The sequence below is a fragment of the Actinoplanes sp. NPDC051411 genome, assembly GCF_040682075.1.
In the GTDB taxonomy this organism is placed as follows: domain Bacteria; phylum Actinomycetota; class Actinomycetes; order Mycobacteriales; family Micromonosporaceae; genus Actinoplanes.
Genome location: NZ_JBFBAD010000004.1, coordinates 87,779 through 114,632 on the forward strand (window position 1 = coordinate 87,779; position 26,854 = coordinate 114,632).

Below are 26,854 nucleotides of genomic sequence, written 5' to 3' on the forward strand. Positions count from 1 at the left end.
CGCCACACCCGACGTTTTGTCCGTCGCGAGCGCCCGACGGCACGTTGTTACCAGTACCTGGGTCGGGAGTGGAAGGGTCTACATGGTTGATCCTTTCGCAGTTCAAGCAGCATCAGACAAGCCGTATCGGGCTTGTTTCCGGATTTGGCCACCTGCAAAATCAAGCGAACGCGACCTGAGGAATGCGGCGTGGCGCAGGCATGGACAGATCTACCGCTTGATCGACCGATCAGCCTCCGATACCTGGGCAGCGGTGAGCTCGAGTTCTCCGCCGAGAACGGCGGCGGAACCGGGCCGGCCGTCGTGACGTGCGACGTCCCGCCTCGGGGGCGCCCGGCCCAGATCGTCACCGACTTCCTGACCCATCTGGACGCGGTGGCCCGCGCGCTCTATCCCGCGTGGTTACCGGCCGCCGAGCCGATCGACGATCCGGCCGGCGCGGGTGTGGCAGCCGTTCGGTCGATTGCGCTGCGCGACGCCGAGCGCGCCGGCCAGTACGGACCTTTCCTGGCTGATCTCGCCGAGCGCGCACTACGCAGGCGGCCTCCGGCGCAGCGTGGTTTCAGCCCGGAGGTACGCGCGTACGGCTTGGCCGGCGCCGTCGCGAACAGTTTCGGCCGCGACCGGATGGCCCTGCTCGTCCGCGTACCGATCGGACTGGCGGCTGACGAGGAGCAGTCACTGGCGTTCGCCGCCCGCTGGCTCACCGACCATGGCCGGTGCGGCGCCTGGTTCACCGGTGCCGCGCTGACGTCGGTCGACACCGTGGAGACCGTCCACGTCGAGCCGGTCAACGCCGCCGCAAGAACCGGCGGTCGATTCTCCGCCGCGGCGGGTAAGCCGCATCCGGCGAGCACCGCCGAGCGGTTACTGGAGACGGCACTCGCTGCTAACGAATGGGCGTGCGACCGCGAGTGGAATCAGCTCCACCGGCCGCACCCGCTCACTAATCCGGTCCGAGTCGACCTGATGTGGCGTGCCGACCGCTGCATCGTGGAGATCGACGGTGCCGAACATCGCGAGGCGACCAAATTCGCCGCCGACAGGCAACGCGACGTGCTCCTGCAACTGGGCGGATACGCGGTCCTGCGCTTCACCAACGACCAAGTCATTCAGCATCGCGACCTGGTCGTGTCGCAAATTCGACAATTCCTTGACGGCCGCCGGGCCGAAAATCTCGAAGGGGTCATTCATGCCTGAGCCGAAGCTTTCGTTGCCGGAGCGCGCACTCCTGCTCATCCTGATGGCGACCAACGCGGAGTTGTCCAATCCAGAAATTGAAGATAGTTACGCCCCGGGGCTGAAACTGACCGGGAAATCGCGGCTCAAGCTCGCCGACGCCAAGCTGATCGACTGTCGCAAGGGCACGCGCGGGGCCTACTTCTTCCGCCTGGCCGACGACGGATGGGCCTGGTGCCGGGCCGAACTGGCCGGGGAGTCACAGAGGCAGGACGGCTCGGCCGGCAAGGCGCTCTACGCGGTGCTCGGCGGGGTCGGCGACTATTTGGACCGCACCGGCCGGAGTCTGGCCCAGATCTTCGCCGATCTGCCGGAAGAGCCGCCGGTCGCGAACGAACCGGCCGCCGCTCCCGCAATGGACGCCGCCTCCAGCTCTACGTTGCCGGCCGACGAGATCGACCTCGAGGTCCGCCGGACCTATCGCAAGCTCGCGGACCCGGCCGGCAGCTGGGTTGGCCTGGCCGATATCCGCGACCATCTGCGCGGCATCCCGCGCCGCGAGGTCGACGGCGTCCTCCGGCTGATGTCCCGGATGCCCGGCATCCGGATCGAGGAGGAGACCAACCAGAAGTCGTTGAGCCAGCGCGACCGCGAAGCGGCGGTGACCATCGGCAACCGCGCCCAGCACGTGCTCTCGATCGAGTCGGCATGAGCGACACTGAGCTCAAGGCCCTCGCCGGGGTCCGGATCAACGTGGTCCCGACTCAGGACGACGTCTGGCGGCGCTCCGAGTTCCACGTCGACACTCTGCACCGCGACGTGGCCAACGCGATCCTTGATGCCATCGGGGACGCCCGCGACGAGTCGGAGGCGAGCCCGGTCGGCGTGGTCGTCCAGGGCCAGCGCGGCTCCGGCAAGACGCATCTGCTGGGCTGGGTGCGCGAGCAGGTCCAGCAGCAGGACGGATACTTCTTCCTAGTGAGCCTGCTCGACGGCAGCCGGTTCTGGTACCGCGTCGCCAACTCGATGATCGACGGACTCGCGCGGCGGGTGGACGGTGCCGAGACCCAACTGCTGCGCTTCCTGAAACGGCTCACTCTGCTGACCGGCGTGCCGTTCGCGGCGCGGCAGGCCGTCATCGGCGAGACACCCCTGGACCGAACAGCCGTCGAAGCAGTCCTGGCGGCCCTCGATCGGTTTCGCCCGGATATCGCCATGGCATGTCGACAGACGCTGCGCGCGCTGGTCGTCTTGAGTGCCGGAGACTTCCGGTCCCGCGAGGTGGGCACCAATTTCCTGCTCTCCGGCGATGAGAGCGAGCCGGGCGAACGCGCGCAATGGGGTCTGCAGCGCGCGGCGTACCCGCCAGAGAGCGTGGTGAGCGAGATCTCGCGGCTGCTCGCTCTCACTGGCCCGTCGGTCGTCGCGGTCGACCAGATCGACGGCCTGCTGGCACCGCTGGCCAAGGCGATGACAAACGGGCTGGAGGCCGAGTGGCAGGACTCGGTCGTCCTGGACCAGATCGCCGACGGCCTGATGTCGCTGCGCGAGGCGACGCACCGGACCCTGACCGTGATCGCGGCTCAGCACTCCACGTGGGAGGTCATCCGCAACTACGCGATCGCAGCGGTCCAGGACCGATTCGTGGCCACGCAGAATCTGGGCCGCATTCCTACGCCGGCGGTCGGCCGAGAGCTGGTGGCCCGACGGCTGGAGCCCTATTACCGTACTGCGGCGTTCACCCCGCCGTACGCGACGTGGCCGGTCGAGGAGGATGCCTTCGACGAGGCAGTGGACTTCATGCCGCGCCAGTTGCTCCAGATCGTCAACGCCCACATCCGAAAATGCGTCGCCGACAGCGACGCGCGCGTTCTGCCGAAGTTGACGAAGCCGACCGGTGAGGTCGCCGACCAGCCGGTGCTGACCGATCCTCCGGCCGACGCCCTCGCCGCCCTCGACAAGCGATTCGCCGAGCTCAGGGAGGCGGCCGATATCGGCCGTACCCTGACGAAGGAGGCGGAGGACGTCGAACTGCCGCCGCTGCTCTCGGCCGGATTGCAGGCGTGGATCATCGAGCGCGGAGCGGAGGCCCGGCATTTCGAGCAGGACGCCCGGCCCAGCACCAAGCCGGTCCTGCACGCCCGGCTCCGCCGGATCCTCGACGACGAGGCGGAGGTGCAGGCGCACTGGGGTTTCCGGGGCATCTCCGCCGAATATCACCCGACGGCAGTGCTCAACCGCATCCGAGCCGCGTCGACCGAATCCGGCCTGGCGCAGGGTGTTCACGGGCGCCGGCTGTTTCTGCTACGCAACACGGAATGGCCGACCAGCCCCAAGAACCGAGAGGCCGTCGCCGCGTTCCAGACGGCGGGCGGTCGCCGGCTGGCCGTGACCGACAACGACCTGCGCATCCTCTGGGCACTGCGAGAGATGTCGGCGAAGCCGTCAGTCGACCTGCCCGCCTGGCTGGTCGATCGGCGGCCAACGTGCGAGGTTGCCTTTCTGCGCGAGGCGCTGGCCGATGCGGCCACCGACCTGCCGGCAAGCCCGCGGGGAAAGCCGATCGAAGAGATCGATCAGCCACCCCAGGTGGGCGCCGACCTGGAGGGCGCGGCTTTCCACCTCGGTCTCACAGTCGAAACGGGCGAGCCCGTCCCGATCTTCCTCGAGGCACTTCGCAAACACGCCGCGGTCTTCGCTGGCTCCGGCTCGGGCAAGACAGTTCTCTTACGCCGCATCATCGAGGAATGCGCCCTTCAAGGCGTCTCCTCGATCGTCCTCGACCCCAACAACGACCTGGCCCGGCTGGGTGACCCGTGGCCGGAGGAGCCGCCCGGCTGGCTTCCCGGCGACGCGGCCAAGGCCAAGGAATATCTGGAAAACACCGATGTCGTCGTCTACACGCCACGCCGTCAGGCCGGTCGGCCGATCAGCTTCCAACCCCTCCCCGATTTCCAGCACCTTGTCGACGACCTCGACGAGTTCGAGGCCGCGATCGACGCGGCCCTCGTCGCCCTGGCTCCCCGTGCGAAGATCGCCGGAACCACCAGCAAGGCACAGCGAGGCCAGGCCATTCTCAAGGAGTCGCTGACCTATTACGCCCGCCGACATCAGCGGACGACACTCCGCGGGTTCATCGGCATGCTCGACGATCTGCCCGTTGAGGCCAGCAGTTTCGGGGACATCGGCCCGAAGATCGCCTCCGAGCTGGGCGAGGCCCTGACGGCGGCCACGGTAATCGACCCGCTGTTCGGTGGCGTCGGTGAACCGGTCGATCCGGGCGAGTTGCTCCGGCCCCGGCCGGGAAAGCGGGCACGCATCTCGGTCATCAGCATGATCGGGCTGGGCACCGAGGACGGCCCTCGGCAGAGCTTCGTCAACCAACTCCAGATGGCCCTGTTCGCCTGGGTGAAGAAGAACCCAGCCGGTGATCGTCCTCTGGGCGGCCTGTTCGTCATGGACGAAGCTCAGACGCTCGCCCCCTCGGGGGCAATCACCGCCTGCACGAAGTCGACGATCGCGCTGGCCTCCCAGGCCCGTAAGTACGGCCTCGGCCTGGTGTTCGCCACCCAGGCGCCGAAGGGCCTGCACAACCAGATTCCCGGCAACGCGGCGACCCAGTTCTACGGCCTACTCAACTCGCCGGTGCAGATCGAGGCCGCGCGCGAGATGGCCCGGGCCAAGGGCGGCGACGTGCCGGGCATCTCGCAGTTGAGCAGCGGCCAGTTCTACGTGGCGCTGGAGGGCCGATCGTTCGTCAAGGCGCGTACGCCGCTCTGCCTCAGTTACCACCCGAAGAGTCCGCTGACCACCGAGGAGGTGCTCGACCGGTCCCGCCACAACCCTGACGACTGACGTTTCAGGGTCAGGGCAGCGAGGGGACCGCGACGGGTGTGCTATCGCGAATGCGGGCGGCATCCTGACCCGGCGGCGAGCCGAACTGCCGCCGGTACTCCCGGCTGAACTGGGACGGGCTGTCATACCCCACCCGGTGCCCGACCCGCGCCACGTCGGCCGGCCCCGCGGCCAGCAGCAGCCGCGCCTCCTGCAACCGGATCTGCTTCTGGAAGCGGATCGGGCTCATCGTCGTGACCGCCTGGAAGTTGCGGTGGAAGGCGGACACGCTCATGCCGGAGGCGTCGGCCAGGTCCTGCACGCGGAACGGCCGGCCGTAGTTCTCGCGGATCCAGCGGACCGCCCGGGCGATCTGGGTCAGGCCGCTGTCGGCCAGGCCCAGCTGCCGTACGGTGCCGCCCTGGTCGCCGGTGATCACACGCCAGAGGATCTCGCGGATGACCAGGGGGGCGAGCACGTCGCGGTCGCGCGGGGAGTCGAGCAGGCGCAGCAGCCGGACCACGGCGTCGATCAGTTCGTCGCCGGCGTCGCTGACCGCGATCGCGGGTGCGGCCGGCACGGAGCCTCGGGCCTGGTCGCTGTCCTGCAGGAGCAGTTCGGCGACCGCGGCCGGCTTGAGCACCAGGCCGAAGCCGAGCGCGGGCTCGGACGGGGACGCCTCGGTGAACTGCCCGATGATCGGCATGTCGATCGAGGCCACCACGTATTGCCCGGCGCCGTAGTCGTAGACCCGGTCGCCGAGGGCGAGCCGCTTCGCGCCCTGGGCGACCAGCGCGACGACGGTGCCGGTCATCGAGACGGCGGGTTTGCTCGGCCGGTCGACCCGGGACAGCAGGACGCCCTCGATCGGGGTGCTCAGGTCGGGCCGGGCGTGGCGGGCGATCAGGGTGCGGAGCTCGTCCAGGGGCACTATCCGATTCTGCTTCGACAAGCAGAATCGTGCAATCAGGGGCGGGCGGCGCCCTCCGAGGGCGGGTCGGACTTCGGCGGGTCCGAGGTCGGCGGATCGGACGACGGCGGATCGGAGACCGGATCGCTGGGCCGCGAGGCCGACATCGACGGATCGGCGGTGTGGTGCACCGGCGGGGCGCCGCCGGCCGGCGGGCGGGTGGTGGGCGGCGGGGCCACCGACGGCGAGGAACCCAGGCCGGCCGCGACGCCGGGCGGCCGCAGCGCGTAGAGCGTGCCCGACGCGCCGAGCACGAACAGGCCGCCGGCGTCACCGGCCGGGGCGCCGGCCAAGGATTCAGGCAGGCGGTGCCGCCAGCGCACCGCGCCGGTGCGCGCGTCGAGGCCGACCAGGTGGCCGTCCGGGTAGGCGACGTCGACCTCGCCGGCGCGGGCCAGAAGGCGGGCCGGCCCGGCGGAACCGGCCGCCGGACGCGCCGCCCAGCGCTGCCCACCGGAGATCGGCTCCCAGGCTCCGACCGAACCGTCGGAACCGCCCGCGAAGACCAGCGCGCCATCGCCGGCGGCCGACTTCAAAGTGACGCCGGCCGGCCTGATCGGGGGCAGCACCGCCCCGTTGTCGGCGCGCACGCACCGCACCGACCCGTCCGCCAGCGGCAGGCAGGCAGCACCGGCGGCGGCGACCGGTGCGGCGGTCGCCGGGCCGACCGAGGGCTTCCAGATCGGCGTTCCGTCACGGTCGGTGCCATAGAGCCGGCCGTCGGCGGCGAACGCCACCGCGACGGACCCGACCAAGGTCGGGCTCATGGGAAAACGCTGGTCGGCCCACACCCGCCAGCGGGCATGGCTTCCGCCGAGGGCGTACGCGTAGAGCACCCCGTCCCGGCCACCCGCGTAGATCCGGCCCTCCCCGACGACCGGCCGGACGTCGAACGTCGTGCCCGTCGTACGCCGCCACACCGTCTCGCCGGTTCCCGCGTCGACGGCGAGGAGGTGCCCGTCGGTCGTCACGGCGTACGCCCGGCGGCCGGGAATCCCGGCCGCGACGCGCGCCCCGGCCCCGACCGGCACCGACCAGGCGAGTTGGCCGTCGTCGCGGTCGTAGCCGCGCAGCTTGCCGTCCGCCGACGAGAGCACGACGCGGTCGCCGCCGACCGCGGGCGGTTCGGTCACGCCGGAGCCGACCGCGGTCTTCCAGAGCAGCGCGACCGGCGGGGTGGTCGGCGCGCCCGGCGGCGGGGAGGGCTCGGAGCCCCGGCCCGGCCGGAGCGCGACGGCGGTGACCGCGGCGGCGACGACCAGCCCGGCCAGCCCCACCGCGATCGGCCAGCGGTAGGTCCAGACCGGGCCGCGGCGCTTCCGCACGACAGGCCGGGTCGCCGGATCGGCATCCACCGCCGGCCGCACGGCGGCGGTCTCGTCGAACCCCCCGCCCAGAAACGGCCCGGCCGCCAAGAACGACAGGGCGACGGGAGTGGTGCCCGGCGAAGCAGACACCGCTGCCGGCAACGAAGGAACGACCGGAGTAGCGCCAGTGCCCGGCGAAGGAGACACCGCCGCCGGAGAGGAAGGGGCGACGGGAATGGCAGCCGGGTCCGGCGAAAGAGACGCCGCCGCTGAAGAGGAAGTGGCGGTCGTGCCCGGCGACGGGGACACGGCCGCGGGGAAGGGGCCGCCGAGGACGATGGCCGGGAAGGCGACCGACACGGCCAGGTCGGCGCCCGGCAGGCTCAGGCGGGCCGCGCCCATCGCCACGGCCGTCTCCGGCTGTTCGCCCGGCGGGACCGAGCGGCCGATCGCCGCCGACACCAGCGCTCCGACCAGCGGGATCCGGGCCGAGCCGCCGGCCAGGACGACGGCGTCGGCGGCGTCGACGCGTACGGCGGCTTCGTCGAAAGCCCGCCGCAAGGCGGCGACCGTCTCCGTCAACGCCGGGGAGATGAGTTTTTCCAGCTCGGACCGGCGGTAGGTGACCCGGGTGTGCACGCCCGGCAGGTCGACCGCGATCTCGGCCTCGGTGTCGAACGAGAGGCTCTCGACCGCCTCGGCGCACTCGCGGCGCAGCCGGGCGAGGTCGGCCGGCGCCTCCTCCGGCGAGATGTCGAACCGGGACAGCACCTGCTCGTAGACCATGCGGTCGAAGTCGACGCCCTCGACCCGGGAGGTGGCGAGGATCTCGGCGCCGTCGTCGGTGCGCCGCAGCACCGTCGCCCGGAACGTCGCGCCGAGATCGTAGATCGCGACCAGGTCGCCCGGCCGGGCCCGCGCGGCCGCCGCGGTGGCCTCGTCGTGCAGCGTGACCTCGGGCAACCCGGCCAGCTGGGCGGCCCGGCGGAGGGCGTCGGGCGACGCCGAACCGACCGGGTGGGTGAGCACGACCCGGGCGAGCCGTCCGGCCCGGCCGCGGGTGGCGGTCGCGATGACCTGGTCGAGGAACTGCGCCATCAGGGCGGTCCCGCTGAGTTCGGTGTCGCCGAGCTTGACCGGCGCCGGATCGGTCAGCCGCAGGAGGAGATCGACGGCGAGCCGGTCGGGTGACGACTCGCCGCGCCGACGCGCGCCCTCGCCGATCAGGACCGTGCCGTCGGCGCGCAGGAAGACGGCCGTCGGGATCTCGGTGCGCCGCCCGCCCAGCCGCACCGCCTCCACGGCCCCGCCGGCCGTGATCGCGGCGGCGGTGAACCTGCTCCCGAGATCGATACCCAGGCCGTACTCCCCCATCCGATTGATGCTAGGCGATTGCCGCGAGCGGCCTTTCAGCCCTGGTCAGCCGAGCCAGCCCGGGCGGATCAGGCCGGCCTCGTACGCATAGACGACCAGCTGTGCCCGGTCGCGCGCACCCAGCTTGATCATCGTGCGGCTGACGTGGGTCTTCGCCGTGGCCGGGCTGATCACCAGGCGGGTCGCGATCTCGTCGTTGGAGAGGCCCTCGGCGACCAGCACCAGCACTTCGCGTTCCCGGTCGGTCAGCTGGTCGAGGTGGGCCGGGGGCGCGGCCGGAGGTCCCGAGCGGCCCGACCCGGCGAACTCGGCGATCACCCGGCGGGTCACGCTCGGCGAGAGCAGGGCGTCGCCGGCCGCGACCGCCCGGACGCCGCGCAGCAACTCGACCGGTTCGGTGTCTTTGACCAGGAATCCGGACGCGCCGGTGCGCAGCGCCTCGAACACATATTCGTCGAGCTCGAACGTCGTCAGAATGACCACCCGGGTCTCGGAGAGCGCCGGATCGGAGGCGATGCGGCGGGTCGCCTCCAGGCCGTCGACGCCCGGCATGCGGATGTCCATCAGCACGACGTCGGGCCTGGTCAGCTGGGCCTGCCGCACCGCCTCGACCCCGTCCGAGGCCTCGGCCACCACCCGGATGTCGGGCTCGGCGTTGAGCAGCGCCCGGAATCCGGCCCGGACCAGCGCCTGGTCGTCGGCGAGCAGCACCGAGATCACGATTGCTCCTTCTCTGTGGAACCGCTCGGCCGAGCGGCTCTTTCGGACGGCTCGGCCGGGATCAGGACGGACACCAGGTAGCCACCGTCGACCGGGCCGGCTTCGAGGCTTCCCCCCAAGCTCTGTGCGCGCTCGCGCATGCCGGCGATGCCGTTGCCTTCCGGCGTCTGCTCGGCGGCGGCCGGCTCCGGCTCGCCCTCGTCGGGGCCGTGCCGGTTTCGGATGGCCAGGTGCAGCGCGGTCGGCAGGTAGTCGACCGCGATCGTCGCCGACGCCTCCGGCCCGGCGGCGTGCTTGCGCACGTTGGTCAGCGCCTCCTGCACGATCCGGTAGGCCGCCCGGTCGACCTCGGGCGGCAGCTCGCGCGGCTCCCCGGTGACCGTGGTGGTGACCGGCAGCCCGGCATCGGCGGTCAGGTCGGCGAGCCGGTTGATCCCGACCGCCGGCTGCCGCGGGGCCGCCTCGTCTTCCGTACGCAGCACCCCGAGCACCGCCCGCACCTCGCGCAGCGCCTCCGAACTGGCCGTCTTGATCGCGCTCAACGCCTCGCGGGCCTGCTCGGGCCGGTTGTCCATCAGGTGCAGACCGACCCCGGCCTGCACGTTGATCAGCGACAGGTGGTGGCCGAGCACGTCGTGCAGCTCGCGGGCGATCCGCAGCCGTTCCTCGGACGCCTGCCGCTTCTCCTGCTCCTCGCGGGCCCGGGCCTGCTCGGCGCGCACCTTCATGACCTCGGCCATCTGCTCGGAGCGGATCTTGGCCGCGCCGCCGAGCAGCATCAGCACGAACAGCCAGATCGCCAGCACGACCGCGTCGCCGACGTCGGGCCGGGTGCCCGGGTCGAGGCCGAGCGGGCCCGCCAAGACCACGGTGATCAGCAGGTAGGCGGTGTAGGCCACGGCGGCGCCGATCACCGGGAACCAGCGACGGCCGTGCCGGGTGAGGCTGAACAGGGCCATCGCGGGGGCCACGGCGTACATCCACCGGGGGGCGGCGAACGACGCGAAACCGATCGACGCGGCGGCGGCCAGCGTGAACACGACCTCCGGCGCCTTGCGCCGCCAGATCAGCACGAACGGGCCGGCCAGCAGCAGCGCGTAGGAGAGCTGGTCCATCGGGCGGAACACCAGGCCGTGCCGGGCCGCGTCGCGCGCCGACCAGACCTGGATGACCCCGGCGAGGACGGCCGCGGCGGGCGGGAAGGCATGCGGACCGCCCCGCCGCTGGAAGCCCTCCCGCGGCGCATAATTCTCGCGCCGCCAGGACGGTCCGGGGTGCGGCTTCTCGGTCACAAGGGAAAACTACGGCACCTTGCGGTGCCCCGGCATCGGCGCGCGGGCTTGGCGTTTCCTACGCCTCCGGGAGTACGCGGGGAGACCGTCATGCGCCCGCGGGAGTACGCGAGGAGGAGCCGCCGGGCGAATTGACGCCCGGAAGATGCTCCCGGCGGCCGACGTCCGTGGGCGCGTTTCCGGCGACTCTGGGTGCACGGGCCATCAAGCACGGGCCATCAAGAAGGCCACGAAGAAGGCCACCAAGGAGGACACGGTGAACCCCGAGAACAACTTCAGCGGCGCCAACGGCCGGATCCGCACCTCCGACCAGGAGCGCGAACAGATCGCCGAGATCCTGCGCGCGGCCATGGCCGAGGGCCGGCTCAACCTCGAGGAAGGTGAGGAGCGACTGGCCGCGGCGTACGCGGCGAAATATCGCGACGACCTCAAGCCGCTGACGGCCGATCTTCCCGACGGAGGCCGGCGCGCCCTCGCCGACACGCCCGAAGGGCGTCAGGCGACACGCCGTCACCTCAGCCGTCACGCCGGATTCGTGGTCTTCATCGCCCTGCTGCTGACCGGCATCTGGGCGCTGTCCCACGCGGTCTTCTTCTGGCCCGCGATCCCGCTCTTCTTCCTGGTCATGGGTCTGGCCCGGCACGCCCGGATGCGTCGCTACGGCTACGGCTACCCGCACGCCGAGCGGGTCGCACCCTGGAACGCGCCCGGACACCGGTGATCCACGACATTCCATAATGGACGTGTCGGTCGTTGATCGACTCCCCCCGCTCTGTCACAGTGACCGGGTTTGCCCCCGGTCACGGCAGAACGGGGTGCGAGGAGGGTCAACTAAACATGATGGGTCCGTCGCACGCCCTCTCCGGAGCAGCCGCCTGGCTGGCCGGAAGCTGGGCGCTCGATCAGTTCGCCGGATATCACCAGTCGCCGCTGGCGATCTCGGTCGGTGCCATGGTCTGCGCCGGGGGCGCACTACTCCCCGACCTCGACCTGTCCGGGCGGGTGACCACCAACCAGGGCGGCGCCACCGTGGCCCACACGTTCGGCGTGCTCTCGCTGTTCGTGGCCGAGGTGATCGAGAAGTTCTCCCTCGGCGTCTACACGGCGACCCGGCTCTCCCACGATCCCAAGCGCAACAACGGCCACCGCACGTTCACCCACACGCTGCCGTTCGCGGCACTCGTCGGCTGGGGAACCACGGCACTGTGCGCGCACTTCGGCAAATGGGCGGTCGTCGCGGTCGTCTTCCTCATGGCCGGCATGGCGCTACGCGGCCTGTTCGAGAAATGGGCCGAACGGGCCGGCTGGGTCATCGTCACGCTCGCGTCCGGCGGCATCGCCTGGTTCACGGCGGCCAACCTGCCCGGCGACCGCGGCTACCCGATGCTCGGATTCGCGGCCGGAGTGGGCTGCTTCGTCCACCTGATGGGCGACATCGTCACCAGCGCCGGCGTCCCGATCGCCTGGCCGATCCCGACCGGCCGCCGGATGTGGCGCATGATCGGCATCCCGAACGTCATCGCGGTCAAGGTCGGCGGCAAGGTCGAGGTGCTGGTCCTGCGTACGGCATTCACCATCATCTCGCTCCTGGCGATCGCCGGAATGATCACACCGTGGGCACTGCACCGCTTCGCGCCGTCAACCTTCGCCGGGAGTGACCACTAGGGTCGGTGTGTCGTAGATCCTGCGACGTTTTGCCGACAGGGCGATGGTGTCCGGGTCACCCATCGTCAAGGCTGGCCCGATGACCACCTCGTCCAACCACGGCGAACCCATCCGGTTCGACCGGGAGCTCGCCCGCACCAGCGCCGCAACCCTGCGCGACAAGCGGAACCAGCTCACCGGCCCGGCCGCGCCCCTGGTGCGCGGCTGGGCCCCGCTGCAGGCGGCGATGAGCGAAGCGCTCGCCAACCCGCCCAAGGGCATCGCCGACGTGCTCGCCATCCAGGTCCTCGTGCAGGCGATCCTCGACCAGCTGCCACCCAGCCCGGCCAACAACCGCGTCGCCGCGTTCAACAAGCTCTACCTGACGATCACCCGCCGGGTCGACACCGCGCTGCAGACAACCGCACAATGGCCCGAATTCCTGGAAATGCTCGACGTCGAATTCGCCAAACGCTACTTCCTCGCCCTCGACCTGTGGAACCGCGACCAGGCCGAAACACCCGACGTCTGGGAAGTCCTGTTCCGGCGGGCCGGCGACACCGAGATGAGCGAACTCGTGGCGGCCGTCCTCGGCGTCAACGCGCACATCAACCACGACCTGTCGCTGGCCCTGATCACGACGTGGGAGCAACTGGGGCCGCCGCCGGACGACAAAATCTACCCGGACTACGAGCTGGTCAACAAGATCTTCTATGAGGAGATTCAGCCGTTGCGCCGAGGGTTTTCCGATGACTGGCAGTTGCATATCGACCGGCTCGTCGGGCCGTTGGATGACTGGAGTCAGAGGATTCTGGTGAAGGTTACGCGGGCTCAGGCCTGGGAGCAGGCTCGGAGGTTGTGGCCTCTTCGGTCTGATGCCGAGGATTTCGCGGCGGCGTGTCATTTGATGGATCGGGCTGCTTCGTTGCTTGGGGAGTGGCTGTTGTTCGGCGATCGGTTCGTCAATGATGCCGGGGAAGTTGTTATCGGGGGGCGTCGATTTCTTTCTCGGATTTTGGGGTGAAGGGCTTCTAGATTCTTGCGCTGGGACGGGAGCCGATCAATGGGCCCAAGGTCGAGGTGGAGCATTTATTTCGACCTTGGGCCCATTGATCGGCTCCCTCGCGTGGTTTTCGTATCTGGAAGGAGTCTGGTTTCGCGGATCTGGCTGCCTGGCTGGGTTTGGCGGTCACCTGACGGGTTGGTGGTCTGGCTGCCGCGCCTTTGGTCTCGGGACATCGATATTTCTTACCCGGGCGGGCCTGGGGGGTGGGTCATGCGGGCAGAAACCGTGCCGGTTGCGGTTACCCCGGAAACCCCCGGGGGTTTGGGGTGGTCTGCGCGGTCGGGGTTGGGGTCAGCTTTGCGCGTGTCCGTGGCGGCCTTTGATTTTTGGGGAGCGGCGATTCTGGGCTTCCTCCCGGCTTCGATCCATTCGAAGATCGCGTTCGCGAGTTCCTGCCGGGTCGCGCGGCTCTGCCGGTCCAGCAGTTCGAGTCGCATGGACCGGAAGAACGACTCGACGCCGGCGGGCCATGTCGAGGGCGTCGGTGACCAACTCGGTGGTCGGATGGTCGGCGATCGACCAGCCCACGACCCGCCGGGCGAATACCTCCAGCACAACGGCGCAGTAGACCCGGCCTTGACCGGTGCGGTGCTGGGTGAGTTCGGTGACCCACCACGCGTCCGGCCGGTCCGCGGTGAATCGCCGCCGGACCAGGTCGGCGGACGGTGCAGCGTCCGGATCCCGCACCGTGCCGGCGGCGCCGGTAGACGCCTTACAGTCGGCCGATCGCATCAGCCGTTCCACGCGTTTGCGGCCGCACCGCACCGGCCAGGCGCAACTCGGCGTGCACCCGGGGAGCGCCGTAACTGCCCCGCGACATCTGACGAATCTCGGTGATCGTGGCGCTCGACGCCTGATCGGCCGGGCAGCGGGCCGAGACCGGTCGACCGCGCCACTCAGAGAACCCGGAGGTCGACACACCCAGGACCCGGCACGCCACTGCCACCGCCGGCGGCCAGTTCAGCGACGTTCTCCCGCGCGAAATAGGCCGCGGCCTTCCGCAGGCGATCTCCCTGACCGGCTTCTGCTGAAGCCGGGCCAACTCGACCGCGCGCTCACGAAACTCCGGCGGGTGTGGTGCAGGCATCCGAACTCCTCCGTCAGCGATGGCGTCCGGGAAACCGGGGAAAGCTCAGATCAGCCTCGTTCACTGCTCGTGGCCAGGCCGTGGGATGTTGGGCGTTGATCGAACCGGTGCGGCCACCCTGGCCGGAGAAGGCGCCGGGGCCGATCCCGGACCGTTTAGGCCGGCAAGGCATCCTGTTCGTGCTGCACACCGGGACCGGTCGGGAAGAGGGGCTCCGGAACCAGTCAACCGCGGTAAGCCCGGCTCCAAGCACCACCTGATCTGCGTCGGCACCCCGATCTACGTGCTGACCAGCGGCGCGAATGTCCCCGACATCAGCCTCGCGATCTGCTCGACTGCTACCCGCCAGCCGCCCTGGACGGCCCGGCGCCGCTTCGAGGTCTTGCCGGCTGACAAGGGCTACAGCAGCGAAGCCTGCCGCGAGCGCGGTACCGAGCCGAAGACGCCCGACATCAAAAGAATGGAAAGACCGGCCGCCTTCGGTGCGGGACACGGAAAATGAGAGCAGGCCGGCATCCAGGGCCTCTACCGGCGGCGCAGGGCCCGGCTCCATGGTCCGAGACCGGCGCGCGGAACCCTGTGGGGACCTGGTCGACCGTCGCGCTCGGCGACCGTTGACCCCACACCTGGCTGTCCGGGCTACGGGAGGCCGGTCATGACCGTGGCGGCCCGTGGTTTTGGGGAGCGGCGATACTGCGGTCATGGGGATTCCGCGGGGTGTTGCGGTTGTCGTTGACGGGGCTCGGGTGTTGCTGATCAAGCGGTACCTGCGACAGGGGTCGGCGGCCGAGTGCGTGATGTGTGCGGACGCCCGGGCGGTTGGGCCCGACTGTGCCGGCCATCGGTATGCGGTGCTGCCGGGAGGCCACGTCGAGGACGGCGAGAGTGCTGAGGTGGCGGCCGTCCGGGAGCTGGCCGAAGAGACCGGACTTCGTGGAGTGGTTGAGCGTCTGGTGTGGACCGGGCGGCATAACGGACGGTCGGCGTTCTATTTTTTGATGGGTGGAGTGTCTGGGGTGCCCATTTTGTCGGGCGACGAGGCCGCCGAGAACGGGCCGGAGAACAGCTATGAGCTGATGTGGGCGGGGGTTGAACGGTTCGACGAGCTTGGGCTTCACCCGGCTGACATTCGGCCGGTGCTCGCCGAGCTGGTCGGGTCGGTAACGTAGGAGTCTGGCCAGGGTTCAGGCCGCCTCGGTGACGAGCACGGTGCGGACGCCGGGCTCGTCGGGCGCGGTCCAGATCGACTCGACGCCGGCCAGCGGGAGCGCCCGCGCGGTCACCGCGATGTCACCCCGGTTGATCTCCTCGACCAGGGACGGGAGCTCTTCCAGGTACGCCCGGGGCGAGACCGCGCCCTGACCGTTGCCCTGGAGGCGGAAGTTGGCCGAGCGCAGCGCGACCGACGGCAGCTCGATGGTCGGGCCGGCCATCGCGCCGATCTGGATCCAGTTGAGCTCGCGGCCCCGGTCGGGCCGGGCCGTCAGCAGCGCGATGATCGCGGACGCCGCCGGCTCGCCCCACAGATAGTCGAGGACCAGATCGACATCGGCGGCCGCCTTGGCCAGCGCCTCGTCGTCGCCGAGGGCGACAGCGGAAGCGCCCAGGCCGGGCAGCAGCGCGAGACGGCGCTCGTCGCGGCCGGCGCCGACGACCCGGCCGGCGCCGAGCCGTTTGGCGACCTGGACCGCCATCTGCCCGGCGTTGCCGGTCGCGCCCAGGACGAGTACGGACTGGCCGGGCTTGATCGGCACCCGGCGGCGCAGCGCGACCCAGGACGACATCGCCGGGTTCATCGCGGCCGCGATCTTGACCACGTCGACGCCGTCGGGCAGCGGAATGCAGCGGCGGGTGTCGACGACGGTCCGGGTGGCCATCGGGCCGGTCAGCTCGTCGTCGGCGACGAAATAGACGAGCTTGCCGTCGGGCAGCCGGGCCACACCGTCGACGCCGGGGACCATCGGCAGCTTGCCGGTGCTCGTGTAGTGCCGGCCGGACGCCCCGGTGCGGACCCGCGGGTGCAGCCCGGCTGCGAGCACGTCGACCACGACCTCGTCGGCGCTGGACGGCGACGGCAGGTCGAACGACGCGTAGCGCGGCGGGCGGTCGAACGAGCTGACGACCGCGGCGAGAGTCTCCATCGTGTGCTCCTCGCAAAAGTAGTTTGTGACACGAACTAATTTAGTACGTAGCACGTACTTTTGCAAGACAAAAAAGCGGCGAGGCTCCGGAGAGCCCCGCCGCGAGAGAAAGAAGAAAGATCAGATCTCGTAGGCCAGGTTGGGACGCAGCCAGCGCTCGACCTCGTCGACCGACATGCCCCGGCGGGCGGCGTAGTCGATGATCTGGTCCTTGGCCAGGCGGCCGACCGTGAAGTAACGCGAGTCGGGGTGCTGGAAGATCAGGCCGCTGACCGCGGCGGCCGGGGTCATCGCGTACGACTCGGTAAGCGCCACGCCGATCGTGTCGGTGCCGAGCAGCTTGAAGAGGTCCTTCTTCTCGCTGTGGTCGGGGCTGGCCGGGTAGCCGAGAGCGGGCCGGATGCCCCGGAAGCGCTCGGCGTGCAGGTCCTCCAGCTTGGGCTGCGAGCCGGGCTCGAACCAGTCCCGGCGGGCCTGCAGGTGCACGTACTCCGCGAACGCCTCGGCCAGCCGGTCGGCCAGCGCCTTCACCATGATCGCCCGGTAGTCGTCGTGCTCGGCCTCGTATTTGGCGGCCAGCTCGTTGGCGCCGTGGATGGCGACCGCGAAGCCACCCAGGTGGTCACCGGCCGGCGCGACGTAGTCGGCCAGGCTGCGGTTGGCCCGCCCGGCCGGCTTCTCGGTCTGCTGGCGCAGCATCGGGAAGCGGACGCCGTTGTCGAGCACGATGTCGTCGCCCACGCTGTGGGCGCCCCAGAAGCCGTACAGGCCGCGGGCCTTGAACGAGCCGTCCGCGATGATCTTGTCGAGCAGCGTGTTGGCGTCGTCGAAGAGCTCGCGGGCGACCGGCTGCTCGAGGATCGCCGGGTACTTGCCCTTCAGCTCCCAGGCCAGGAACAGGAACTGCCAGTCGATCATCTCGCGCAGGCCGGCGATCGAGGGCTGCACCTCGCGTACGCCCGTGAAAGCCGGAGTGGGCAGGTCGCTGAAGTCGACCACCTCGCGGTTGTCCCGGGCGGCGGAAAGGGTCAGCAGCGGCTGGGCGTGCCGGTTGGCGTGCTGCTCGCGCAGCCGCTCCTGCTCGATCCGGTTGGCCTCGTCGAGCTTCTCGGCCCGGTCGGCGTCGAGCAGGTCGGACACCACCCCGACGACCCGGGAGGCGTCGAGCACGTGCACCGTCGAACCCTCGTACGCCGGGGCGATGCGCACCGCCGTGTGCTGCCGGGACGTGGTCGCCCCGCCGATCAGCAGCGGCACCGTGAAGCCGCGGCGCTGCATCTCGGCGCCGACCGCGACCATCTCGTCGAGCGACGGGGTGATCAGCCCGGACAGCCCGATGACGTCGGCCTTCTCGGCGATCGCGGTCTCCAGGATCTTGGCGGCCGGCACCATCACGCCGAGGTCGATCACCTCGTAGTTGTTGCAGCCCAGCACCACGCCGACGATGTTCTTGCCGATGTCGTGCACGTCGCCCTTGACCGTGGCCAGCACGACCTTGCCCTGACCGCGGTCGGCCTCGGCGCGGCCCTCCAGGCGGGCCTGCTCCTTCTCCTTCTCCATGTACGGCTCGAGGTAGGCGACCGAGCGCTTCATCACGCGGGCGCTCTTGACCACCTGGGGCAGGAACATCTTGCCGGAGCCGAACAGGTCGCCGACGATCTTCATGCCGTCCATCAGCGGGCCCTCGATCACCTCGAGCGGCCGGGGCAGCAGCTGCCGGGCCTCCTCGGTGTCCTCCTCGATGAAGTCCACGATCCCGTGGACCAGGGCATGGGACAGCCGTTCGGCCACCGGCGCCTCGCGCCAGGTGAGATCGACCGTACGCTGCTTGCCCTCCCCCTTGACGGTCGAGGCGAACGTGACCAGGCGGTCGGTCGCGTCCGGCCGCCGGTCGAACAGCACGTCCTCGACGAGCTCCAGCAGGTCGGCCGGGATGTCCTGGTAGACGGTCAGCTGGCCGGCGTTGACGATGCCCATGTCGAGCCCGGCCTGGACCGCGTAGTAGAGGAACGCCGAGTGCATCGCCTCGCGCACCACGTCGTTGCCGCGGAACGAGAACGACAGGTTGGAGATGCCGCCGCTGGTGCGCACGCCCGGGCAGCGCTCCTTGATCAGCGGGAGCGCCTCGATGAACGCCTTGGCGTAGCCGTTGTGCTCGCTGATGCCGGTCGCGACGGCGAGCACGTTCGGGTCGAAGATGATGTCGTCGGGGGCGAAGCCGGCCACGTTGACCAGCAGGTCGTAGGCGCGGCCACAGATCTCGACCTTGCGGTCGCGGGTGTCGGCCTGGCCCTGCTCGTCGAAGGCCATCACGACCACGCCGGCGCCGAAGTTGCGGATCTGCTGGGCCTGCTTGAGGAAGGCCTCCTCGCCCTCCTTGAGGCTGATCGAGTTGACCACCCCCTTGCCCTGCACGCACTTGAGGCCGGCCTCGAGCACGCTCCACTTGGAGCTGTCGATCATCACCGGGATGCGGGCGACCTCGGGCTCGGTGGCGATCAGGTTGAGGAACGTGGTCATCGCCTGCTCGCTGTCGAGCAGGTCGGCGTCCATGTTGACGTCGAGCAGGTTGGCGCCGCCGCGCACCTGGTCGAGGGCGACCGCGACGGCGCCCTGGTAGTCGTCGGCCTCGATCAGCCGGCGGAACCGGGCCGAGCCGGTGACGTTGGTGCGCTCGCCGATCATCACGAAGCCGGTGTCGGGACCGATCGCGAACGGCTCGAGGCCGCTGAACCGGGTGGTCTCCGCCGGCGTGTCGATCTTCCGCGGTGGCGCGTCCTTGACCGCCTGGGCGATCTTCGCGATGTGCGCGGGGGTGGTGCCGCAGCAGCCGCCCACGATGTTGACCAGCCCGGCCCCGGCGAACTCCCCGACCAGCTCGGCGGTCTGCACCGGGGTCTCGTCGTAGCCGCCGAACGCGTTCGGCAGGCCGGCGTTGGGGTGGCTGGCCACGAAGCTGTTGGAGATGCGGGCCAGCTCGGCGACGTGCGGGCGCATCTCGGCCGCGCCGAGCGAGCAGTTGACGCCCACGACCAGCGGGTGGGCCCGCTCGATCGAGCGCCAGAACGCCTCCACGGTCTGGCCGGACAGCGTGCGCCCGGACAGGTCGACGATCGTGACCGAGATCCAGAGCGGCAGGTCGGGCGCCACCTCGCGGGCCGCCGCGACGGCCGCCTTCGCGTTCAGCGTGTCGAAGATCGTCTCGATCAGCAGCAGGTCGACGCCGCCCTCGGCCAGCGCCGCGATCTGCTCCGCGTAGGAGGCTTTGACCTGGTCGAACGTGACCGCGCGGTAGGCCGGGTCCTCGACCTTGGGCGACAGCGACAGCGTGACGTTGAGCGGGCCGACCGAGCCGGCGACGAAACGCCGGACCCCGGTTTCCTCCGCCGCCTCGTCGGCCGCCTGCCGGGCCAGCCGCGCGCCCTGGATGTTCATCTCGCGCACCAGCGGCTCGAGGCCGTAGTCGGCCTGGCCGATGCTGGTCGCGGTGAACGTGTTGGTCGTCGTGATGTCGGCGCCGGCGGCCAGATATTGCCGGTGGACGTCGAGGATCAGGTCGGGCCGGGTCAGGTTGAGCAGATCGGGGTCGCCGGTGACGTCCTTGGCGTGATCGGCGGGAACCACGCCGCCGGCCAGGTAGTCATCGGGCTTCAGCTTGGCCGCCTGGAGCATCGTGCCCCACGCGCCGTCGAGCACCAGAATCCGCTCGCCCAGCCCTCGCCGCAGCTCAGCAGTTGTCGCGCTTCTGTCCATACCGACCACCTCCGGATCAACGGAGGCGCCCTTGGTCGGAGTCACCGGACGAGCGTGGCGGGAGCTTGGCCCCCGTTGCAGCGCCTCTCGTCTCGGGCTGATAAAGATACCCGATTTTCACTTCGCATCGGAGTAGGCCCCAACGACTGAGACGTCCAGCGGGAATCGCACCGGAGTGTCGCCGAACACCAGACGTTTGGCCTGTTCGGCACTCGCCTGAACTGCGGAGACCACGTCGTCGGCGAGCTCGGCCGGGCAGTGCACAACCACCTCGTCGTGGACGAAAAGCACCATTTCTGCGTTCGTGCCCGCTAGTGCCGTACGAAGTGTGGCGAGCAACACCAGCGCCCACTCGGCGGCCGTCGCCTGCACGACGAAGTTGCGCGTGAACCGCCCGCGAGCACGGCCCGTGGCACCGTCGAGCGGCGGCTCGGCCTCCGGCGGTTCGAGCCCGGCCTCCTGAGCGCCCCGGCCGGCCGGCGGGCAGGTGCGGCCCAGCCACGACCGGACCAGTCCCCCGGCCTCGCCGGTGCGGGCGGCCGCCTCGACGTAGTCGAACGCGATCGGATAGCGCTGCCGCAGCACCGCCAGCGCCGGGATGGCGTTGCCGCCGGTCTGGCCGTACATCGCGCCGATCAGCGCCACCTTGGCCTTGGCCCGGTCACCGTCGAACGAGTCGGCGGCCAGCGCGGCATAGAGATCGCCGGCCGCACCGGCGGCCGCGAACCGGGCGTCACCGGAGACCGCGGCAAGGACGCGGGGCTCGAGCTGCCCGGCGTCGGCGACCACGAACCGCCAGCCCGGGTCGGCGACCACCGCCCGCCGCACCACCTTGGGCACCTGCAGGGCACCCCCGCCCCGGGTCGCCCAGCGGCCGGAGACCACGCCGCCCGGCACGTATTCGGCCCGGAACCGGCCCCCACTCACCCAGGCGTCACGCCAGGCCCAGCCGTGGGCGGTCCAGATGCGGTAGAGCTCCTTGTATTCGAGCAGGGGCCGCACCGCCGGATGGTCGACCTTGCGCAGCACCCAGGCCCGCGTGTTGGGCACGTCGACGCCGGCCCGCGCGAACGCCCGCACCACCTCGTGCGGCGAATCGGGATGCAGCCCGTGCACCCCGAACGCGGCGTTGATCTCGGCGGTCAGCTCGGCCAGCCGGCGCGGCGGCCCGACCGGCTGGGGCGCCCCGAGCAGCTCCCGCAGCAGGTCGTCGTGGAGGTCGGCCCGCCACGGCAGGCCGGCGTGGCCCATCTCGGCGCCGACCAGCCCACCGGCCGACTCGGCCGCCACGAGCAGGCGGAAGCGCCCCGGGTGCTCGGTCTGGGCGATGCGGTGCTGCTGGTCGGCGTACACCTCGCGTACGGCGGAAAGCACGTCGAAGCCGGCGGCGGCCGGCGGAGGCCCGGTGGTCTCGAAGAGCGCGCCCTGGGCGAAGCCCGGCGGTTCGGCGACGCGGGGCGGCGGATCGCTCGGCACCGGCAGGCCGTGGAGCCTCGCCCGGGCGGCGGCCAGCGCCCGCGGCTCACCCCAGCGGCCGGCGTGCCCGAGCAGCAGAGACTCGGTCAGCTCGAGGTCGTGACAACGGGCGACGCGCACGCCGGCCCGCAGCAGGGCCGGGTAGAGATCGGCGGTCGAGGCCCAGATCCAGCGCGGCTGGTCGCGCGCCTCCCGTTCGGCGATCGCGGCCCCCAGATCGCTCACCGCCCGCGGAGGGGCCAGCGGCGTGCCGTCGGGCCGCAGATCCTGCAACCGACCATCGGAAACCACCGCCACCAGCACCAGGCCATTCTCCTGCCCGGGTACGACACTTTCGGGCCGTCGCCGGTCACCGCCCCCGAACCGGCAACCGGTGGCGGCTCGCGAACAGCGCCGTCCGCAGTGCCGCGGGCAGCGAAGCCAGCACCTCGGCCGGGTATTCGACCCGCAGCCGCCCCTGCCGCAGGGCGAGGGCGGGCGGCGCGGCCGCGACACACCGGGGGCAGCGCTCCGGCGAGCCGGTGCCCACGAACCGGGCACAGGACGGGCAGCGGTCGCGCCGGCGCAGCGGCCGCCGGACCGGGTTGCGCCGCCAGACCGTCATGCGATCGGGGATGCCAGGCCACGACGGCAGGGCGAGCTCGTCCGAAACTGACCAGTTCAGGTCGAGCTCGCGATGCAGGCGCGCGGTCCCGGTCGGGCCGTCCGGCCCGCCGCCCACGGTGATCACGGTGCCACCTCGGTAGGCCCGGACCGCCGCATAGCCGGCCGCGTCGTCGTCCGGGGGCGGCCAGCAGAGCAGCAGTGTGCGCTCCCCGGCCTGCCGCGCCGCGTCGACGGCCGCCATCCGGGTCACCGGCAGCCATGTGCGGCCCGCGCGGTGGAACCGGTTCGCACCCGGCGACAGGTCGGTCGCCCACACCTCGGCGCCGCGGTCCCGCAGCAGGGACGCCCAGTAGCCGGTGCCCGCGCCGGCCTCCACGACCGGCCCGTGGTCACCGATCAGGCCTAGCGCGGCCTCGCTCGGGATCGCCCACGCGTAGCGGGACGACAGCTCGCGCCGGCGGCCCTCGAGGTCGAGCATCCGGGCCAGCGGCTCGGCCACGGCGATCGGGCCCGGCCCGGCCCGGGCCACCCCGGCCAGGAGCGACACCAGCTCGAGGAGCGGATTCCGGCCGGGTGCGGCGTTCTGCCTCCTCCCGTACGCGAGGAGCCGCTCCCGCCCGCACCGCCAGTGCTCCTCGGTGAGCGGTGAGCCGGACGGCGGCCGGACGACGTCGGGGTAGCGGGCCGTGAACTCGGCGAACGAGCCCAGTCGGCGGACCGAGGCCGGCGTGACCGGCCGCAGCCACCGCGACCCGGCCGGATAGCTCTCGCCGGCTCGGGCATGCCGCCACCGGTCCGGCCCCACCGGCACCGCCGCGGTGCCGCAGACCGCGCAGATCGGGTGCCCGTCGACCAGCGCCCGCCGACCGGAAAAGATCAGCGGGCGCACCGGAGCCGCCGCGCAGCCGGCCTCAGAGACCGAGGACACTTCGGCGCACCTCGGCACTGTCCCGGAGCTCGGCCGCCGGACCGTCGGCCACGACCCGGCCCTCCCCCAGCAGGTAGGCGCGGTCGGCGATGGCCAGCGCCCGTTCGACGTCCTGCTCGACCACGACCACGCTGACGCCGGTCGCGGCGATCCGTTCGACCGCGTCGTAGACCTCGTCGACCCGCACCGGGGCGAGCCCGAGCGACGGCTCGTCGAGCAGCAGCAACGCCGGCCGGGCCATCAGGGCCCGGCCGATCGCCAGCATCTGCTGCTCGCCGCCGCTCAGGTTGCCGGCCAGCTGCCGGGACCGCTCGGCCAGCCGCGGGAACATCTCGTGCACGGTCGCGAGCGTGGTCCTGTGCTCGCGGCGGGCCGCCTTGCGGTACGCCCCGAGCAGCAGGTTGTCGGTCACCGTCATCCGCGGCATGATCCGCCGGCCCTCGGGGACCACCGCGACCCCGTGCCGGCCGACCCGGTGCCCGGCCAGCCCGGTCGTCTCGACGCCGTTGACGACGACGCGGCCACGGCTCGCCGGGTGAATGCCGGCGATGGCGTTGACCAGGGTCGACTTGCCGGCGCCGTTCGGGCCGACCACGCACACTGTCTCGCCCGCGCCGACCCGCAGGCCGACGCCCCACAGGGCCTGCGCGTCGCCGTAGCGGACGTCGAGGTCCTCGACCGTGAGCAGCGGGTCAGACATGGGCCTGCCTTCCGAGATAGGCACGGATCACGGCCGGGTCGCTCATCACGGCCGCCGGGGCTCCGTCGGCCAGCACCGTGCCCCGGTCGAGCACGACGAGCCGGGTGGCCAGCTGGTTGAGGACGCGCAGCAGGTGCTCGACGATCACGATGGTGATGCCGCCGGCGTGGATGCGCCGCACGACCTCGACCGCGTTGTCGACCTCGGCCGGGTTGAGTCCGGCCAGTGCCTCGTCGAGCAGCAGCACCCGCGGGCCGGCCGCGATCGCCCGGGCCATCTCGAGCAGCTGGCGCTGGTGGAGGTTGAGGTGGCCGGGATGGGCGTCGGCGAGGTGCCCGAGGGCGACCGTGGCCAGATGCCGCTCGGCGAGGGGACGGGCCTCGCGCAGCGACCCCGGCCGGCGCCCGAACATGATCGCGGTCGCGACGTTGTCCCGCACGGTCATCGAGCCGAACGGCTTCGGTATCTGATAGGTGCGGGCGATACCGACGTGCGCGATCTCGTGCGGTGCCAGCCGGCCGAGGTCGGTGCCGCCGACCCGGATCGCGCCGCGGGTGGGCCGCTGCCGGCCGGAGAGCAGGTCGACCAGCGTGGTCTTGCCGGAGCCGTTGGGCCCGACGAGCCCGATCAGCTCTCCGGCCCGCACGTCGAGCGTTATGTCGTCGAGCGCGTGCACGCCGCCGAAGTGCTTGGCCAGTTCCCGGATCTCGACGAGCACCGGTCCCCGGTCCGCGTCCTCCTCACCGGCCGGCCTAGCAGCAACCGGAGCGGCAGTGACCGGCCCAGCAGTGACCGGCCCAGCGCCGCTCACCGATTCCGTGTCCTCGACGAGCGCCGGAGCCGTCTGGCCGCCGGATTTCTCACCCGGCGACCTCTTCGTCCCCAACGCGATCGCCGCCACGGCCGCCGCCAGCATCCCGCAGACGATCCAGTCGAGGGTCTCCCCCCACACGTTGATGATCGCCAGCACACCCGTGACCACGACGAACGCCACCCCGGCCGTCACCGGCCGGGCCCGCAACCGGGCGTAGAGCCCGGCCGGCGCCGCCACCACCAGCAACGCCAGGATCCCGCCGAGGATGACCGCGTTCCATGAGTCCAGCCCGTGCGCCGACAACCGGTCCTGCAGCGACACGATCAGCGTCGCCCCGATCACCGGCCCGAGCCAGTGGCTGCGCCCGCCGAGGACGCCCATCACGATCACGAAGAGCGGAATGGTCAGGCCGAAGACGCTTTCGACCGTGACGAAGCCGATCTGCAGGGCGTAGACGCTCCCGCCGATCCCGCCCAGCACCCCGCCGGCCGCGATCGCCACCATCTTGTAGCGGAACGTCGGCACCCCGAGCACCTCGGCCACGTCCTCGTCGTCGCGGATCGCGATCAGCGCCGACCCGGCCCGCCCGTGCCGCACCAGGTAGGCCACCGCGACCGCGATTCCGGCCACGACCAGCGCCAACAGGTACTGCAATTCCTGGAAATCGGCGAACGAGGGCGGCGGCACCGTCGTCCCCTGCCCGCCGTCGACCGAATGGTTGATCCGGGCGAAGGCCGAGAGGATGAACGGTACGGCCAACGTGAGCAGCGCGAAGATCTCCCCGCGCAGCGACCCGAGCCGGAACGCCACCGCCCCGATCCCCAGCGCGAGCAACCCGCAGAGCACGGCCGCCACCGGGATCGTCCAGAAGAAGCTGACGCCGTGCCGCCCGGCGAGCACCGCGGTCGAATACGCGCCCACGCCGACGTAGGCCGCCTGGCCGAAGCTGAAGTAGCCGGCGTAGCCGGAGAGCAGGTTCCAGCTCGTGGTCTGGACGATCCAGAAGAGGACGGTGCCGAGCAGCACGAGGTAGTAGGAGGGCAGGCCGCCGAAGAGGCCCAGCCCGGCCAGGGCCAGAAACGCCACGATCAGCGACTTCATCGCACCGCCCCCGTCGCGAAGAGCCCGCGCGGCCGCAGCAGCAGCGCCAGGATGATGGCCGTGAACAGCACGAACGGTGCGGTGGCGGGCGACCAGACGACGGCCACCACGCCGGAGAGCACGCCGACCAGGATCCCGGCGGCGAAGGTGCCGACCACCTCGCCGACACCGCCGAGGATCACCACCGCGAAGACGGTGCCGAACCACTCGTACGCGGTGTCCGGCGTGATGGCGTTGGACAGCGCGAACACTGTCCCGGCGAGCGCCGCGGTCAGCCCGACCACCCCGCCGAGGGCCAGGCTGAGCCGCCGGTGGTTGACCCCGAACGCCCCGGCGACCGCGCTGTCCTGGGCGATCGCCCGCATGGCCCGTCCGGCGAAAGTGTGCCGGAGCACCAGGTGGGCCCCGAGCACGACGATCCCGGCGAGCACGAACGCGAACAGCGTCGGCACGCCGAAGACGAGGCGCCCGATCGTGACGGACTGCGTCGCGTACGGATTGACCTGTGCCGTCATGCGCCGGAAGTCGGCCGACCAGATGTTGCCCGACAGCTGAATGATGATGATCAGGAGTCCGAAGCTGACCAGCAGCGAGTTGAACTCGCTGAGGGCCAGCCGGTCGAAGATCCACTGCAGCCCGGCGCCGGCCACGAACATGGCCGGCCCAGTGACCAGCAGGCTGAGCAGCGGGTCGATCCCCCACGAGGTGGCGATCTGGAAGGTCAGGTACGCGCCGATCAGGATCAGGCCGAAATGGGCCAGGTTGATCACCCGGAGGACTCCCCAGGTGACCGACAAGCCGACGGCCATCAGGGCGTAGAGGCCGCCGATCAGCGCTCCGCTGAGGACGGCCTGCACGATGT

Annotated in this window: 20 protein-coding genes; 8 read left to right on the forward strand and 12 right to left on the reverse strand. The window is 71.0% G+C overall.

Features of this window, described 5'->3' with window-relative positions:
• Positions 1-189: 189 nt before the first annotated feature.
• The 3 genes from AB0M88_RS03355 to AB0M88_RS03365 are packed head-to-tail and all read left to right on the forward strand — an operon-like array spanning position 190 to position 5,034.
• A complete protein-coding gene (locus tag AB0M88_RS03355) occupies positions 190-1,200 on the forward strand; it encodes a DUF559 domain-containing protein (RefSeq protein WP_364094671.1) in 1,011 nt (336 codons plus the stop codon).
• Positions 1,193-1,891, forward strand: a complete 699-nt coding sequence (locus AB0M88_RS03360; RefSeq protein WP_364094674.1) for a hypothetical protein — start codon at positions 1,193-1,195, stop codon at positions 1,889-1,891. The genes AB0M88_RS03355 and AB0M88_RS03360 overlap by 8 nt, the downstream gene beginning before the upstream one ends.
• Positions 1,888-5,034, forward strand: coding sequence for an ATP-binding protein (locus AB0M88_RS03365; RefSeq protein ID WP_364094677.1), 3,147 nt, complete (start codon positions 1,888-1,890; stop codon positions 5,032-5,034). The genes AB0M88_RS03360 and AB0M88_RS03365 overlap by 4 nt, the downstream gene beginning before the upstream one ends.
• A 10-nt stretch (positions 5,035-5,044) precedes the next feature.
• On the opposite strand, the gene AB0M88_RS03370 is transcribed toward AB0M88_RS03365, so the two are convergent.
• The 4 genes from AB0M88_RS03370 to AB0M88_RS03385 are packed head-to-tail and all read right to left on the reverse strand — an operon-like array spanning position 5,045 to position 10,676.
• Positions 5,045-5,944 (reverse strand): AraC family transcriptional regulator, encoded by a 900-nt coding sequence (locus AB0M88_RS03370; RefSeq protein ID WP_364094680.1) that lies wholly within the window; start codon positions 5,942-5,944, stop codon positions 5,045-5,047.
• Positions 5,945-5,979: 35 nt separating this feature from the next.
• On the reverse strand, positions 5,980-8,664 hold the full coding sequence (locus tag AB0M88_RS03375) for a PQQ-binding-like beta-propeller repeat protein (protein ID WP_364094683.1): 2,685 nt from the start codon (positions 8,662-8,664) through the stop codon (positions 5,980-5,982).
• 45 nt (positions 8,665-8,709) lie between these two features.
• The gene (locus AB0M88_RS03380) at positions 8,710-9,384 is read right to left on the reverse strand and encodes a response regulator transcription factor (protein WP_364094684.1); all 675 of its coding nucleotides are present in this window, start codon (positions 9,382-9,384) and stop codon (positions 8,710-8,712) included.
• Complete coding sequence (locus AB0M88_RS03385) at positions 9,381-10,676, reverse strand: histidine kinase (RefSeq protein WP_364094686.1); 1,296 nt, start codon at positions 10,674-10,676, stop codon at positions 9,381-9,383. Before AB0M88_RS03385 ends, AB0M88_RS03380 begins: the two co-directional genes overlap by 4 nt.
• Before the next feature lie 256 nt (positions 10,677-10,932).
• Here AB0M88_RS03385 and AB0M88_RS03390 point away from each other — a divergent pair, with 256 nt between their 5' ends.
• The 3 genes from AB0M88_RS03390 to AB0M88_RS03400 all read left to right on the forward strand — a co-directional run bounded on the left by AB0M88_RS03390 (position 10,933) and on the right by AB0M88_RS03400 (position 13,344).
• Positions 10,933-11,397: a DUF1707 domain-containing protein gene (locus AB0M88_RS03390; RefSeq protein ID WP_364094688.1), complete on the forward strand. Its 465-nt coding sequence runs from the start codon at positions 10,933-10,935 to the stop codon at positions 11,395-11,397.
• A 116-nt stretch (positions 11,398-11,513) separates the two neighbouring features.
• Positions 11,514-12,341 carry a metal-dependent hydrolase gene (locus AB0M88_RS03395; protein WP_364094690.1) on the forward strand — a complete coding sequence of 276 codons (828 nt, stop codon included), beginning with the start codon at positions 11,514-11,516 and terminating at the stop codon, positions 12,339-12,341.
• Between the two features lie 79 nt (positions 12,342-12,420).
• Positions 12,421-13,344 (forward strand): DUF5995 family protein, encoded by a 924-nt coding sequence (locus AB0M88_RS03400; protein ID WP_364094693.1) that lies wholly within the window; start codon positions 12,421-12,423, stop codon positions 13,342-13,344.
• Positions 13,345-13,677: 333 nt separating this feature from the next.
• On the opposite strand, the gene AB0M88_RS03405 is transcribed toward AB0M88_RS03400, so the two are convergent.
• Positions 13,678-14,130 (reverse strand): DDE-type integrase/transposase/recombinase, encoded by a 453-nt coding sequence (locus AB0M88_RS03405; RefSeq protein ID WP_364094696.1) that lies wholly within the window; start codon positions 14,128-14,130, stop codon positions 13,678-13,680.
• Positions 14,131-14,756: 626 nt separating this feature from the next.
• Here AB0M88_RS03405 and AB0M88_RS03410 point away from each other — a divergent pair.
• Both AB0M88_RS03410 and AB0M88_RS03415 read left to right on the forward strand, forming a co-directional pair.
• Positions 14,757-14,975 (forward strand): hypothetical protein, encoded by a 219-nt coding sequence (locus AB0M88_RS03410; RefSeq protein ID WP_364094699.1) that lies wholly within the window; start codon positions 14,757-14,759, stop codon positions 14,973-14,975.
• A gap of 244 nt (positions 14,976-15,219) precedes the next feature.
• Complete coding sequence (locus AB0M88_RS03415; protein WP_364094702.1) at positions 15,220-15,642, forward strand: NUDIX domain-containing protein; 423 nt, start codon at positions 15,220-15,222, stop codon at positions 15,640-15,642.
• A 15-nt stretch (positions 15,643-15,657) separates the two neighbouring features.
• Here AB0M88_RS03415 and AB0M88_RS03420 read toward each other — a convergent pair whose 3' ends face one another.
• From AB0M88_RS03420 to AB0M88_RS03450, 7 genes are all read right to left on the reverse strand, one after another.
• Positions 15,658-16,614: a zinc-binding alcohol dehydrogenase family protein gene (locus AB0M88_RS03420; protein ID WP_364094705.1), complete on the reverse strand. Its 957-nt coding sequence runs from the start codon at positions 16,612-16,614 to the stop codon at positions 15,658-15,660.
• Between the two features lie 120 nt (positions 16,615-16,734).
• Positions 16,735-20,367, reverse strand: coding sequence for a methionine synthase (gene metH / locus AB0M88_RS03425; RefSeq protein WP_364094708.1), 3,633 nt, complete (start codon positions 20,365-20,367; stop codon positions 16,735-16,737).
• A 117-nt stretch (positions 20,368-20,484) separates the two neighbouring features.
• The gene (locus AB0M88_RS03430) at positions 20,485-22,146 is read right to left on the reverse strand and encodes a bifunctional 3'-5' exonuclease/DNA polymerase (protein WP_364094711.1); all 1,662 of its coding nucleotides are present in this window, start codon (positions 22,144-22,146) and stop codon (positions 20,485-20,487) included.
• A gap of 46 nt (positions 22,147-22,192) precedes the next feature.
• The gene (locus AB0M88_RS03435; RefSeq protein ID WP_364094713.1) at positions 22,193-23,377 is read right to left on the reverse strand and encodes a hypothetical protein; all 1,185 of its coding nucleotides are present in this window, start codon (positions 23,375-23,377) and stop codon (positions 22,193-22,195) included.
• Positions 23,361-24,077 carry an ABC transporter ATP-binding protein gene (locus tag AB0M88_RS03440; protein WP_364094715.1) on the reverse strand — a complete coding sequence of 239 codons (717 nt, stop codon included), beginning with the start codon at positions 24,075-24,077 and terminating at the stop codon, positions 23,361-23,363. Before AB0M88_RS03440 ends, AB0M88_RS03435 begins: the two co-directional genes overlap by 17 nt.
• Positions 24,070-25,992, reverse strand: a complete 1,923-nt coding sequence (locus AB0M88_RS03445; protein WP_364094718.1) for a branched-chain amino acid ABC transporter ATP-binding protein/permease — start codon at positions 25,990-25,992, stop codon at positions 24,070-24,072. The genes AB0M88_RS03440 and AB0M88_RS03445 overlap by 8 nt, the downstream gene beginning before the upstream one ends.
• Entirely contained in the window at positions 25,989-26,849 is an 861-nt protein-coding gene (locus AB0M88_RS03450; protein WP_364094721.1) for a branched-chain amino acid ABC transporter permease, read from the reverse strand. Before AB0M88_RS03450 ends, AB0M88_RS03445 begins: the two co-directional genes overlap by 4 nt.
• Positions 26,850-26,854 lie beyond the last annotated feature (5 nt).

Coding starts and splice junctions, on each gene's coding strand:
- metH (WP_364094708.1), bottom strand. CDS start 20,367: ATGGACAGAAGCGCGACAACTGCTGAGCTGCGGCGAGGGCTGGGCGAG.
- AB0M88_RS03365 (WP_364094677.1), top strand. CDS start 1,888: ATGAGCGACACTGAGCTCAAGGCCCTCGCCGGGGTCCGGATCAACGTG.
- AB0M88_RS03445 (WP_364094718.1), bottom strand. CDS start 25,992: ATGAAGTCGCTGATCGTGGCGTTTCTGGCCCTGGCCGGGCTGGGCCTC.
- AB0M88_RS03400 (WP_364094693.1), top strand. CDS start 12,421: ATGACCACCTCGTCCAACCACGGCGAACCCATCCGGTTCGACCGGGAG.
- AB0M88_RS03395 (WP_364094690.1), top strand. CDS start 11,514: ATGATGGGTCCGTCGCACGCCCTCTCCGGAGCAGCCGCCTGGCTGGCC.
- AB0M88_RS03440 (WP_364094715.1), bottom strand. CDS start 24,077: ATGTCTGACCCGCTGCTCACGGTCGAGGACCTCGACGTCCGCTACGGC.
- AB0M88_RS03375 (WP_364094683.1), bottom strand. CDS start 8,664: ATGGGGGAGTACGGCCTGGGTATCGATCTCGGGAGCAGGTTCACCGCC.
- AB0M88_RS03360 (WP_364094674.1), top strand. CDS start 1,193: ATGCCTGAGCCGAAGCTTTCGTTGCCGGAGCGCGCACTCCTGCTCATC.
- AB0M88_RS03420 (WP_364094705.1), bottom strand. CDS start 16,614: ATGGAGACTCTCGCCGCGGTCGTCAGCTCGTTCGACCGCCCGCCGCGC.